11 protein-coding genes are annotated in these 12,956 nt (G+C 44.4%); 4 read left to right on the top strand and 7 right to left on the bottom strand.

Annotation, left to right across the window (positions count from 1 at the left end):
* Nucleotides 1–49 precede the first annotated feature (49 nt).
* A complete protein-coding gene (locus tag AB4558_RS00205; RefSeq protein ID WP_004735362.1) occupies nucleotides 50–763 on the bottom strand; it encodes an oxidative stress defense protein in 714 nt (237 codons plus the stop codon).
* Nucleotides 764–873: 110 nt separating this feature from the next.
* Entirely contained in the window at nucleotides 874–1,770 is an 897-nt protein-coding gene (locus tag AB4558_RS00200; protein ID WP_372074348.1) for a LysR family transcriptional regulator ArgP, read from the bottom strand.
* Nucleotides 1,771–1,912: 142 nt separating this feature from the next.
* On the opposite strand from AB4558_RS00200, the gene AB4558_RS00195 reads away from it, so the two are divergent.
* A complete protein-coding gene (locus AB4558_RS00195) occupies nucleotides 1,913–2,542 on the top strand; it encodes a LysE/ArgO family amino acid transporter (RefSeq protein ID WP_372074350.1) in 630 nt (209 codons plus the stop codon).
* An 82-nt stretch (nucleotides 2,543–2,624) separates the two neighbouring features.
* Here AB4558_RS00195 and mscS read toward each other — a convergent pair whose 3' ends face one another.
* The 5 genes from mscS to tkt all read right to left on the bottom strand — a co-directional run bounded on the left by mscS (nucleotide 2,625) and on the right by tkt (nucleotide 9,688).
* Entirely contained in the window at nucleotides 2,625–3,491 is an 867-nt protein-coding gene (gene mscS, locus AB4558_RS00190) for a small-conductance mechanosensitive channel MscS (protein WP_372074352.1), read from the bottom strand.
* 377 nt (nucleotides 3,492–3,868) lie between these two features.
* Complete coding sequence (gene fbaA / locus AB4558_RS00185; protein WP_010435694.1) at nucleotides 3,869–4,945, bottom strand: class II fructose-bisphosphate aldolase; 1,077 nt, start codon at nucleotides 4,943–4,945, stop codon at nucleotides 3,869–3,871.
* A gap of 155 nt (nucleotides 4,946–5,100) precedes the next feature.
* Nucleotides 5,101–6,264 carry a phosphoglycerate kinase gene (locus AB4558_RS00180; RefSeq protein WP_017059064.1) on the bottom strand — a complete coding sequence of 388 codons (1,164 nt, stop codon included), beginning with the start codon at nucleotides 6,262–6,264 and terminating at the stop codon, nucleotides 5,101–5,103.
* Between the two features lie 166 nt (nucleotides 6,265–6,430).
* Nucleotides 6,431–7,480, bottom strand: a complete 1,050-nt coding sequence (gene epd, locus AB4558_RS00175; protein WP_032545627.1) for an erythrose-4-phosphate dehydrogenase — start codon at nucleotides 7,478–7,480, stop codon at nucleotides 6,431–6,433.
* A 213-nt stretch (nucleotides 7,481–7,693) separates the two neighbouring features.
* Nucleotides 7,694–9,688 carry a transketolase gene (gene tkt, locus AB4558_RS00170; RefSeq protein ID WP_048605833.1) on the bottom strand — a complete coding sequence of 665 codons (1,995 nt, stop codon included), beginning with the start codon at nucleotides 9,686–9,688 and terminating at the stop codon, nucleotides 7,694–7,696.
* A gap of 358 nt (nucleotides 9,689–10,046) precedes the next feature.
* Here tkt and metK point away from each other — a divergent pair, with 358 nt between their 5' ends.
* From metK to AB4558_RS00155, 3 genes are all read left to right on the top strand, one after another.
* Complete coding sequence (metK, locus tag AB4558_RS00165) at nucleotides 10,047–11,201, top strand: methionine adenosyltransferase (RefSeq protein WP_017062234.1); 1,155 nt, start codon at nucleotides 10,047–10,049, stop codon at nucleotides 11,199–11,201.
* A 368-nt stretch (nucleotides 11,202–11,569) separates the two neighbouring features.
* Entirely contained in the window at nucleotides 11,570–12,367 is a 798-nt protein-coding gene (locus AB4558_RS00160) for a DUF2189 domain-containing protein (protein WP_017062235.1), read from the top strand.
* An 80-nt stretch (nucleotides 12,368–12,447) separates the two neighbouring features.
* On the top strand, nucleotides 12,448–12,948 hold the full coding sequence (locus AB4558_RS00155) for a SprT family zinc-dependent metalloprotease (protein WP_137001316.1): 501 nt from the start codon (nucleotides 12,448–12,450) through the stop codon (nucleotides 12,946–12,948).
* Nucleotides 12,949–12,956 lie beyond the last annotated feature (8 nt).

Below are 12,956 nucleotides of genomic sequence, written 5' to 3'. Positions count from 1 at the left end.
TGTAGGTAAATAGATCATGATGATCTAATCCCTCCCTGAGGTATGTTCACTACTCTTCTAGTTGGTAGATCACATTCACTCGATCACGAATGGTGATCGTCGAATCTTCATAAGAATTCGACTCGGTTCTCGCATCCATCGCCATTGAACGCATCAATACAGGCTGAGAAGATTGTGCGTTGTAATCTACGCGCCATACATCACCTAACTCGCGCTCAAAACCACTCGCCAATGATTTAGCTTTTGATGTCGCATCTTTAATGGCCTCCAAGCGCGCTTGCTCCTGATACTTAGCTTGGTCACGAACCTGAAGTTGGATATTATCGATCTGGTTAATACCCTGCCCAATGGCAATATCCATGTAGTCATTTAAGTTGGCTAGCTCATTCACTTGAACAGTCACATTACGTGATGCACGGTAACCAACCAGTTCAGGTTTACCATTTTTCGGGTAATGATATTGAGGAGATAAATACAGGTTAGAGCTGTGTACATTCGCCTCATCAACACCCGCTTGATGTAGCTTATTTAGAAAGCCAGTCACCACTTTATCAACTGTGTTTTTAGCCTGCTCAGCAGTCATCGTCGATTCCACGACTCTAACAGAAAATGTCGCCATATCTGGTGTCGCGATCACTTCACCATAGCCTGTCGTTGAAATATGCGGAAAAGATGGCGAGTCAGCCAATGATGGAAAACTCACAGCACTCAATGCTGCAGTAAGAGTAAGAGACGTTGCTAACATCTTTGGTACAAACTTCATTAGGTAGACCTATGCTGAACAAATGTTCTTTTATCATAGAGCAATTTGTCATATAACCAATCCCGCTACAGGACTTCTAACACAACTTTGACGCTGCAAAAACCAACAGCTTACTGAGGTAAGTGGTTGTGGGCATAATTTAATATCGCTTGAGAGATCTCTTTTAATACCCCACTCTCTAATTGCCAATGGTGCCAATAGATTCGGTAAGACAACAAAAAGCCAGGCGTAATATCAATCAAAGCACCAGACTCTAGCTCCTCGATAATCTGCAATCGAGGAATCAAACAGTAGGCAACGCCCGATAATGCCAAGCGCACAAATGCTTCTGAACTGCCGACTGTATGATTGATCACACTGTCTCTCGGGACGTTAAAATGATCATGCAGAAACTTCTTATGCAGATCATCGTATTGATCATAGGAAACCGCAGGCGCTTTGCTTAAAGTGGCGTAGTTTACGCCCTCTGCAAAGTAACGCTGATGAAAGTCAGGGCTAGCCACGCACACATAATCCATCCTACCGAGATAGTCAGCACTGCAGCCAGGAATCGCTTGAGACTCCAAACTGATTGCACCGGCCACCTCGCCACTTTTAATCTTTTCAATGGTTCTCGACTCACCATGAATCGCGAGGTTCAACTCGACTTGGCGAGACTTAATCACATCCGACAAAGCTGGTAGCAACCATGTCGCCAAACTATCAGCGTTGGTGGCTATGGATATCGATAGTGGTTGATTACCCTCTTCATTCATCAACTCAGGCACAAGCTCGTGCTCTAACAAACGAACACGGCGATATAAGCCCAGTAGTTTTTTACCCGCAGGCGTTGGCCTAGGCGGGCTTTCTCTCACCAAGGCTGGCTGAGCCAACCACTTTTCCAGCTGTTTGATGCGTTGAGATACCGCCGACTGGGAGATATATAACTGCTCAGCAGCCCTTTCGAAGCTACGTTGTTTTACTACAGCATCCAGTGCTTCAATCCATTTATAATCCAATCCGCGCATCAATTTGCTTCCTTTTTAAGCTAACTCATCACCACATTAGCAACTCTAATAATGGATTAAAATCATTAATTATACTTATTTAAAGGGTCAGAGTATCTTCGCCATATAGCACGTAAATATCGTTAAATAAGTGGAGGTTAAAATGAGTTTTTGGGTTTTATTACAAGGTTTTGGTCTAGGGGCAAGTATGATTATCCCTATTGGCGCTCAGAATGCGTACGTCCTAAATCAAGGGATAAAGCGCAACCACCATTTAACCACCGCGACAATCTGTAGCCTGCTCGATACTCTGTTTATCTCATTGGGTATCTTTGGTGGCGGTGCGATTCTGTCGCAAAATGAATTGCTACTCACCTCAGTGACGTTAGGCGGCATCGCTTTTCTAACCGTGTATGGTTTGTTATCACTGCGCAGTGCCTTTAAAGCACCCTCAAGCGAGGAGTCGAAAGGAGAGATACTGGCTCGCGGTAAGCGCACCGTTATTTTGGGTGCATTGGCGGTTACAGTATTAAACCCTCACCTCTATTTGGATACCGTGGTGATTCTTGGATCGATTGGCGGGCAGTTTGAAGGTAACGACAGAATTGCGTTTGCTATCGGGACCATCTTAGCTTCGTTCGTCTGGTTTTATTCTTTGTCATTGGGCGCAGCAAAGCTAGGTCCAACACTATCTAAACCGAATGTTAAGAAAGGCATTGATATCGCAGTAGCAACTATGATGTTTGCTATCGCAGCGGTACTCACCAATGGACTTATTGAGCAGTATTGGTAGAAATAATCTGAAAATATAGCTCCAAGAAAAAAGGCGGATAACCTAAGTTATCCGCCTTTTTATTCAACTTGTCGAAGCTTTATTAGCCCTCAACCTTGTTCATGTGAACATCCATTTGTGGGAATGGAATTTCGATACCTTCTTTATCCAAGCCTTCTTTGATTGCTTGCATCAGGTCGAAGTAAACATTCCAGTACTCTGCAGTACTAACCCATGGGCGAACCACAAAGTTTACTGAAGAGTCCGCTAGTGTGTGAACACCAACTTGAACACCAGGCTCTTTCAGTACACGCTCATCAGATTCACAGATCTTAGTCAGTAGCGCTTTTGCCTTCTGAAGATCAGCGTTGTAAGAAACACCAATCATTAGATCAATACGGCGCGTCGCATGACGAGAATAGTTTGTGATTGGGCTGCCGATAACGCTACCGTTAGGTACTACAACCATTTTGTTGTCTGGCGTTGTTAGAACCGTTTGGAAGATTTGAATAGAATCAACTGAACCTGCCACACCACCAATTTCCACATAGTCACCAGACTTAAATGGACGGAATGCAACGATAAGTACACCAGCAGCAAAGTTAGATAGTGAGCCTTGTAGTGCAAGACCAACGGCTAAACCAGCCGCACCAATAACAGCAACTACAGATGCCGTTTGAACACCTAAACGACCAAGTGCAGCAATTAAAACAATCACAAACAACAAGTAACGAACTAAACCATGGACGAACTCCACAACTGCTCGGTCCATTTTCTTCTTCTGAAGAACCTTAGACACGCTATTCGCTACTGCTTTAACAATAAGGTTACCAATAAATAGAATTATCAGTGCTGAAATGATATTTACGCCATATTGGATAAATAAATCTGAATTATTTGTTAACCACTGCTCTGCTTGAGACAAACCATCCACAAGTGGAGTCTCAATCGCTGTCGAACTATCAGCCATAATGTGCATCCTCTATATAATATGCTATGGGCTAAACTGTCTTAAGCCTCATTTACTCTGCAATATAATAAACAGTGTAATTACCGTTAAGTCATTGTGTTAAAAGTAAATTAAAGCCAAGTCCTTTTTATAAACTGAACCAAGTTCAGTTTTTCGGCACGATATCCTATCTTTGACAGATTGCAAAGTCATATTTATGTAAGCTTTTGAATTATTAAAACTTACCGATAAACACAAATACCGATAACTAAAAGACTACGAAATTTATTCACCGCACGCTAGGTTTTTCACATATTTAGTACAAGTTTTTATCAGATATAAAAAAACCCGCTCAATGAGCGGGTTTTTAAAACTTAAAGAGTACTTAATTCAAAGAATTATAGTACGTCTACAGCGTTAAGGTCAGCAAATGCTTTCTCTAGACGAGCAACCATTGAAGCTTGACCAGCACGTAGCCATACGCGTGGATCGTAGTACTTCTTGTTTGGAGCAGCTTCGCCAGTTGGGTTGCCGATTTGACCTTGTAGGAAATCGAAGTTGTCAGCAGAGTACTGACGGATACCGTCCCAAGTTGCCCACTGTGTATCAGTATCGATGTTCATTTTGATAACACCGTAGCCGATAGACTCTTGGATTTCTGCTTCAGAAGAACCAGAACCACCGTGGAATACGAAGTTTAGAGCGTTAGGTGCGATACCGAACTTCTCTGCACAGTATGCTTGAGAGTCACGTAGGATAGTTGGAGTAAGTACAACGTTACCAGCTTGGTAAACACCGTGTACGTTACCGAAAGATGCAGCGATAGTGAAACGTGGGCTAACAGCCATTAGTTTCTCGTAAGCGTATGCTACGTCCTCTGGAGAAGTGTAAAGCTCAGATGCGTCCATATCAGAGTTATCAACGCCGTCTTCTTCACCACCAGTACAACCAAGTTCGATCTCGATTGTCATGTTCATTTTAGCCATGCGCTCTAGGTACTTAGCACATGTTTCGATGTTCTCTTCTAGAGACTCTTCAGAAAGGTCTAGCATGTGAGAAGAGAATAGAGGCTTACCAGTTTGTGCGAAGAACTCTTCACCAGCGTCTAGTAGACCGTCGATCCATGGAAGAAGTTTCTTAGCAGCGTGGTCAGTGTGCAGGATAACTGGAACACCGTAAGCTTCAGCTACAGCGTGTACGTATTTTGCACCAGCTACAGCGCCAAGAACTTGTGCGCCTTGACCTTCAAGTTTAACGCCTTTACCTGCGAAGAATGCAGCGCCGCCGTTAGAGAACTGAACAACTACTGGAGCTTTAACTTTAGCAGCTGCTTCTAGTACTGCGTTTACAGAGTCAGTACCAACAACGTTTACAGCAGGAAGAGCAAATTTGTTTTCTTTTGCTACTTCAAATACTTTCTGTACGTCATCGCCAGAAATCACACCAGGTTTTACAAAATCGAAGATCTTAGACATGGAAATAGTCCTATTTATTCTATCGTTTTAAGATTAAAAAACTTAAGTTTAAAAACTTGCAATCGTTTGCTCACAACTTATGCCATTCTAGCAAAAAAGTGTGATATGCAGCAAACGTTAAAAGGCGAGATTCACATCTCGCCTTTCTAAATCAATTATGCTTTAGCACGCTCTTCAAGCATTGCTACTGCAGGAAGTACTTTACCTTCAACGAATTCAAGGAAAGCGCCACCGCCAGTAGAGATGTAAGAAACGTCAGCTTTGATACCGAACTTATCGATAGCTGCTAGCGTGTCACCACCACCTGCTACAGAGAAACCTGCAGACTCAGCGATTGCTTTAGAGATACCAGCTGTACCCGCTTCGAAGTTCTTGAATTCGAATACGCCTACAGGGCCGTTCCAAAGGATTGTTTTCGCGTTGCCGATGATTTCAGCTAGTGCCGCAGTTGAATCTGGACCAAGGTCGAAGATCATGTCGTCGTCTTGAACTTCAGAAACGTGCTTGATTTCAGCTTCTGCGTTTTCGTCGAATGCTTTAGCACATGCAACGTCAGTTGCTACTGGGATAGCACACTCTTTCATTAGCTTTTGAGCCGTTTCAACTAGGTCAGCTTCGTATAGAGACTTACCTACGTTGTGGCCTTCAGCAGCGATGAATGTGTTCGCGATACCACCACCAACAACAAGCTGGTCAGCAATTTTAGAAAGAGATTCTAGAACGGTTAGTTTAGTAGAAACTTTAGAACCACCAACGATAGCCACTAGTGGGCGAGCTGGGTTGTCCATTGCTTTACCAAGCGCTTCAAGCTCAGCAGCTAGAAGAGGGCCAGCACATGCTACAGGAGCGTAAGTACCAACGCCGTGTGTAGAAGCTTGAGCACGGTGAGCTGTACCGAATGCATCCATTACAAAGATGTCACATAGTGCAGCGTATTGCTTAGAAAGTGCTTCTTCGTTCTTCTTCTCGCCTTTGTTGAAACGAACGTTTTCAAGAACAACAAGTTCACCAGCGTTTAGCTCTAGGCCGTTTACGTAATCTTTAGCTAGTTTAACTTCGCAGTCTAGTGCGTCGTTTAGGTAGTTAACTACAGGAGCTAGAGAGAACTCTTCGTTGTATTCGCCTTCAGTAGGACGACCAAGGTGAGAAGTAACCATTACCTTTGCGCCAGCTTCTAGGCAAAGTTTGATAGTTGGTAGAGATGCAAGGATACGTGCATCTGAAGTTACTTTACCGTCTTTTACTGGTACGTTTAGGTCAGCACGGATAAATACGCGTTTACCTGCAAGTTCCAGGTCAGTCATCTTGATCACAGACATGATTTGTCCTCTCAAATTTAAATAAATATAAAGTTTTGGAAACTCAGCAACCCTGCTAAGCCTATAAATTATTCAACTGGTAATTCTTTCACTACTAATAATATGTGGACTCTTAGTATTTATTTCAAGCTAAAAAATAAATAATCCGCACATTTGCTTCTAGGTCTTACTTCTTGCCTTCAGAAGCTTGCATTGCAAGAACCGTATCCAGCATTCGGTTCGCAAAGCCCCATTCATTATCACACCACACTAGCATTTTAACTAAGTGGCCGTTGCTCACTCGCGTTTGTGAACCATCAACGATTGCGCTATGGGGATCGTGATTAAAGTCGATGGAAACGAGCGGCGCTTCAGTATAGTCAACTATATTGTGTAATGTACACTGGGATGCATTAACAATGGTTTGATTTACGTCATTAACTTTCACATTTGCATTAATTGTGACACTTAAATCCATCGCTGTTACGTTTACCGTCGGCACACGCACAGATATAGCTTCAAATTTGTTGGAAAATTTCGGGAAGATTCTTTCAATACCTTTATGCAACTTGGTATCGACAGGAATGATCGATTGGCTTGCTGCTCGAGTACGACGCAAATCGCTGTGGTACGCATCGATAACTTGTTGATCATTCATTGAAGAGTGAATAGTCGTAATCGTACCGGACTCGATACCAAAGGCGTCATCAAGAACCTTAATGATAGGGACAATACAGTTGGTGGTGCACGAACCATTGGAAACGATTTGGTGGTCCGCTTCGATGGTATCGTGGTTCACACCATAGATAATGGTGTTATCGAGGTCATTGGCACCGGGGTGAGAAAACAGTACCTTTTTCGCCCCTGCAGCAATGTGCGCGAGGCCGTCATCTCGGCAACCATAAACACCGGTACAATCGAGAACGATATCCACCTCAAGGTCACGCCAAGGCAACAGCTCAATATCAGCAAGATGTAAGATACGAATGGTATCAAACTCACCCTTGTCTTCAGCACCAATGCCATGATGGACATAAATGTGCTCTTGATCGTTAGAGATTTTCTTACCGAAGCGGCCGTGACTGGTGTCGTACTGCAATAGGTGAGCCATAGCGTCAGGCTGAGCAAGCTCATTGACCGCTACTACTTTGATTTGTTGGCTTTTGCCACTTTCATAGACAGCGCGCAATACATTACGCCCTATTCGTCCAAATCCATTTATCGCGACTTTTAGCATAGTTCCGTACATCTAACCAAAATTTCGTGCAACAGATGATAACTGAATCCTACCCAAAAGGCATTACTTGAATAACTCAGCTTGTTCATGACAGATTGATCTGTTGCTTATAGAGATGAGTCTAGGAGAAACAAATCCCAGAGACAAAAAACCGAGCTCAGCGCTCGGTTTTTTTATTCATTTCATTGTTAGCACTAAGCTAGCAATCAATGATTAAGCAAGAAGCTCTTTCGCGGTGTTTACTACGTTTTCAGTAGTGAAACCGAACATCTTGAATAGCTCGCCTGCTGGTGCAGATTCGCCGAACGTTGTCATACCGATGATCTTGCCACCGAAACCAACGTACTTGTACCAGAAGTCAGCGATGCCAGCTTCTACTGCGATACGAGCAGTAACGTCAGATGGAAGTACAGACTCACGGTATTCAGCATCTTGCTTGTCGAACGCGTCAGTTGCAGGCATAGATACTACGCGTACTGCTTTACCTTCAGCGGTTAACTGTGCAGCAGCTTCAACAGCAAGCTCAACTTCAGAACCTGTTGCAATGATGATTAGCTCAGGCTTGCCTTCACAATCTTTCAGGATGTAACCACCCTTAGCGATGTTAGCTACTTGCTCAGCATTACGATCTTGTTGTGCAAGGTTTTGACGAGAGAAGATTAAAGATGAAGGACCATCTTTACGCTCAATAGCCAGTTTCCAAGCAACAGCAGACTCAACTTGGTCACATGGGCGCCATGTGCTCATGTTTGGCGTTAGACGTAGAGAAGCGATCTGTTCAACCGGTTGGTGAGTAGGACCATCTTCGCCTAAGCCGATAGAGTCGTGCGTGTAAACTTGGATGTTCTGAACTTTCATCAGAGCAGCCATACGCATTGCGTTACGCGCGTATTCCATGAACATTAGGAACGTTGCACCGTATGGTACGAAACCACCGTGCAGAGCGATGCCGTTCATGATAGCCGTCATACCGAATTCACGTACACCGTAGTGGATGTAGTTACCAGAGAAGTCAGTTGCTTCAAGAGACTTAGAACCAGACCACATAGTTAGGTTAGAAGGCGCAAGGTCAGCAGAGCCACCCATGAATTCTGGTAGCATTTGACCAAACGCTTCTAATGCGTTTTGAGATGCTTTACGTGAAGCGATGTTTGCTGGGTTAGCTTGAAGATCAGCAATGATTGCGTTTGCTTTCTCTTCCCACTCAGCTGGAAGTTCGCCGTTAGTGCGACGTTTGAATTCTGCTGCTAGCTCAGGGTAAGCCGCTGCGTATGCGTCAAACTTAGCATTCCACGCTGCTTCTTTCGCTGCGCCTGCTTCTTTTGCATTCCACTCAGCTGCAATATCCGCTGGGATTTCGAAAGGACCGTGTTCCCAACCCAGTGCCGCTTTAGTTGCTGTGATTTCATCAGCGCCTAGTGGGGCACCGTGACAGTCGTGCGTACCTGCCTTGTTTGGAGAACCAAAACCGATGATAGTTTTAGTACAGATAAGTGTTGGACGAGGGTCCGCTTTAGCCGCTTCAATTGCTGCATTGATAGCGTCAGAGTCGTGACCATCTACCGCTGGGATTACATGCCAGCCGTAAGCTTCAAAACGCTTAGGTGTATCGTCAGAGAACCAACCTTCCACTTCACCATCGATAGAGATACCGTTGTCATCCCAGAAAGCAACTAGCTTACCAAGACCTAGCGTACCAGCTAGTGAACATGCTTCGTGAGAGATACCTTCCATCAGACAGCCATCACCCATGAATGCATAAGTGTAGTGGTCTACGATGTCGTGGCCTTCTTTGTTGAACTGTGCAGCCAGTGCTTTCTCTGCCATTGCCATACCAACAGCGTTAGTGATGCCTTGACCTAGAGGACCCGTCGTTGTCTCGATACCAGGAGCGTAACCGTACTCTGGGTGACCTGGAGTCTTAGAGTGCAGTTGACGGAAGTTTTTCAGGTCTTCAATTGAAAGCTCGTAACCTGCAAGGTGAAGCAGAGAATAAATCAACATTGAACCATGGCCGTTAGACAGAATAAAACGGTCGCGGTCAGCCCATTCTGGGTTTGCTGGGTTGTGGTTCAAGTGGCCACGCCAAAGAACCTCAGCGATGTCAGCCATGCCCATAGGTGCGCCTGGGTGGCCTGAATTTGCTTGTTGAACACCGTCCATGCTAAGTGCGCGGATTGCATTGGCTAGATCTTTACGAGAAGGCATGTCTGCTCCTGGATACATAAGCGATTTAAAAAAGAGATAATTGCTAAAGTTTTCATTTTTATTAGCGCGGGTATTCTCTCAAACGACTATTGCGACTGCAAACGTTTTACTGGCATTTTAACGGTCATTTTTCGCAATTTTCGAACATTTACATCACTTAGCAGTGGCTTATCTCGATCGATACGCAAACGATTAGTTATGACATATCATAAAAAAGAGCTTGTAATTCGACCGCTGGAATTTAGAATAGCCGTCTAGATGTAGAAACACCTACAAAATATACTGTATTTAATGGCGGCGCTTCCTAGCTTGCGACGCCATAAACTATTTACACCAAAAACTTAAAAGTGGAGCTCTCATGGCTAAGCACCTATTCACTTCTGAATCTGTTTCAGAAGGTCATCCAGATAAAATTGCAGACCAAATCTCTGATGCTGTTCTTGATGCCATCTTGGAACAAGATCCAAAAGCACGTGTTGCTTGTGAGACTTACGTTAAAACCGGCATGGTTATGGTTGGCGGTGAAGTGACAACGTCTGCATGGGTTGATATCGAAGAAATCACTCGTGAAACAGTACGTGAAATTGGTTACGTTCATTCTGATATGGGCTTTGACGCTGACTCTTGTGCTGTTCTAAACACAATTGGTAAGCAGTCTCCAGACATCAACCAAGGTGTTGATAAAGAAGACCCTAAAGAGCAAGGCGCAGGCGACCAAGGTATCATGTTTGGTTACGCGACTAACGAAACACCAATCCTAATGCCGGCTCCAATTACTTACTCTCACCTTCTTGTTAAGAAGCAAGCTGAAGTACGTAAGAGCGGTAAACTTGACTTCCTTCGCCCTGATGCGAAATCTCAAGTTACTTTCCAATACGACCAAGGTAAAATCGTTGGTATCGACGCTGTTGTTCTTTCGACTCAACACTGCGATTCAGTAACAACACCGGATCTACGTGAAGCAGTAATGGAAGAGATCATCAAACCAGTACTTCCTGCTGAGTGGATCAACAAAGACACTAACTTCTTCATCAACCCAACAGGCCGTTTCGTAATCGGTGGCCCAATGGGTGACTGTGGTCTAACAGGTCGTAAGATCATCGTTGATACCTACGGCGGCGCAGCTCGTCACGGTGGCGGTGCATTCTCTGGTAAAGATCCATCAAAAGTTGACCGTTCTGCAGCTTACGCGGCTCGTTACGTTGCGAAAAACATCGTTGCTGCTGGCATGGCTGACCGTTGTGAGATTCAACTGTCTTACGCTATCGGTGTTGCTGATCCAACATCTATCATGGTTGAAACGTTTGGTACTGAAAAAGTAGCTCACGAAATTATCATTGAAGCAGTTCGTCAAAACTTCGACCTACGTCCATACGGTCTTCAAGAGATGTTGAACCTTCTTCAGCCTATCTACAAGCAGACTGCTGCATACGGCCACTTCGGTCGTGAAGAGTTCCCTTGGGAAGCGACTGACAAAGCAGCAATCCTTGCGGACTTCGCTGGCCTAAAATAATTTAGCCACTGCGATTTGTTTCTTTAAAGCCCTTACTGCTTAGTAAGGGCTTTATTTTTATGTACTTACCGAACTTTCACTCACAATACCCTTCTCCAACGCCCTTCTTTACCGTTAACCACTTAGTATAAAAAGCCGCTGATAATTTGTGTTTTCTAGCACTACTGACAATAGTTAAGGTAACTCCTAGGCGATCAAGCTCACATTTAACTTAAATTAATTCAGTCTGATAACGCTCGTTAGATGCACGCTAGAACAATAACTGGGATGACAAAGAGCAATTTAGCTCAACACCATAACTCTCACACAAGCCACATCGATGAGCCTTATGGAATTATAACTAGGACGTTATTTAACTAGGGGGATCTATGCCTCGTACCGCGCACCCATCCGAACTGAACGATAAAAAACACAAGGTCAGCGATAAGGATTACGCTCGCACCATTCCTTGTAACCAAATCAGTATTTCCGCACCCTTTCATTGGTTGTCGCTTGCTCTGCATGACTTAGTAAGAATGCCATTAATCAGCGCATTCTACGGTTTGTGCTTTATGGGAGCGGCAATCGCCATTGTTCAGCTTGTCCAATGGCAAGGAACACACTTGGTCGTAATGCCAAGCCTGATCGTGTACATGCTAATAGGGCCGTTTCTTGCTCTGGGCTTGTATGACGCAGCTTGGGAAAGAGAAAAAGGCCACAACGCAAGCCTACTGCACTCGATGAAAGCCATCACTCGCAACTCCACCCACCAATGGGCCTTTGCGATCGTATTGATGGTTGCGATGATATTCTGGATGCGTATCGCTGCGTTATTGCACGCGCTCTACCCTTCAGTGCAAGGCGCACCACTGGCTGAGTTCGCTCCCTTCTTAATTACGGGTTCTGTGATTGGTTTTGTTATCGCAAGCCTCATATTTAGCATCTCAGCATTTTCAATTCCGTTAATGATGGAGAGACGCGTTGATGTGATGAGTGCGATTTTCACTAGCTTTAATGCCGTGAAATCGAACATCCCTGCAATGGTGGTTTGGGCGAGTATTATTTGTGCCGGTATTTTGGTGGGTTTTGCCACCTACGGCATCGGAATGATCGTCACCATGCCGCTACTTGGCTATGCTACATGGCACGCTTATCACGAGATCATTAAGAAAAAACATCACGTGTAAAGCATCGCTAGATCAACAAGCAATGTTATGATTAGGCCTTGGTTTAAACGCTGAGGCCTTTTATTTGGAGTTAACAACGTTTGTCTTACACCCCGCAACAACAGCGAGCAAATAAGAAATTGGCCGAATGCCTAGCTATCGCAAATCAACATTTCTCTCGTGAATTTCCACACCCAACTATCACCTTCAAGTTAAGAGGCAAAGCGGCGGGAAAGGCCTACCTTCAGCTCAACGAAATTAAGCTCAACCACGTACTATTTTCTGAAAATGAAGATGCCTTCATCAACGAGGTTGTGCCACATGAACTCGCACACCTGATCACGCATCAGGTTTTCGGACGTGTTAGGCCTCACGGAAACGAGTGGAAATACGTGATGGAAAAAGTATTCAACGTGCCAGCCAGAACAACTCACAGCTTTGAAATCGCGTCAGTTCAAGGGAAAACCTTTGAATATCGATGTGAGTGCACCACTTACCCATTATCAATCAGACGACACAACAAAGTACTTCGGAATCAATCGACCTACCGCTGCCAATTGTGCCAGAAAACCTTAGCTTTCACGGGAACTCAACTAAGCTAGTGACAGGT

It is taken from the genome of Vibrio sp. 10N.222.51.C5 (genome assembly GCF_041474575.1).
Classification (GTDB): domain Bacteria; phylum Pseudomonadota; class Gammaproteobacteria; order Enterobacterales; family Vibrionaceae; genus Vibrio; species Vibrio crassostreae_C.
This window is presented reverse-complemented; position numbering and strand designations above follow the sequence as displayed.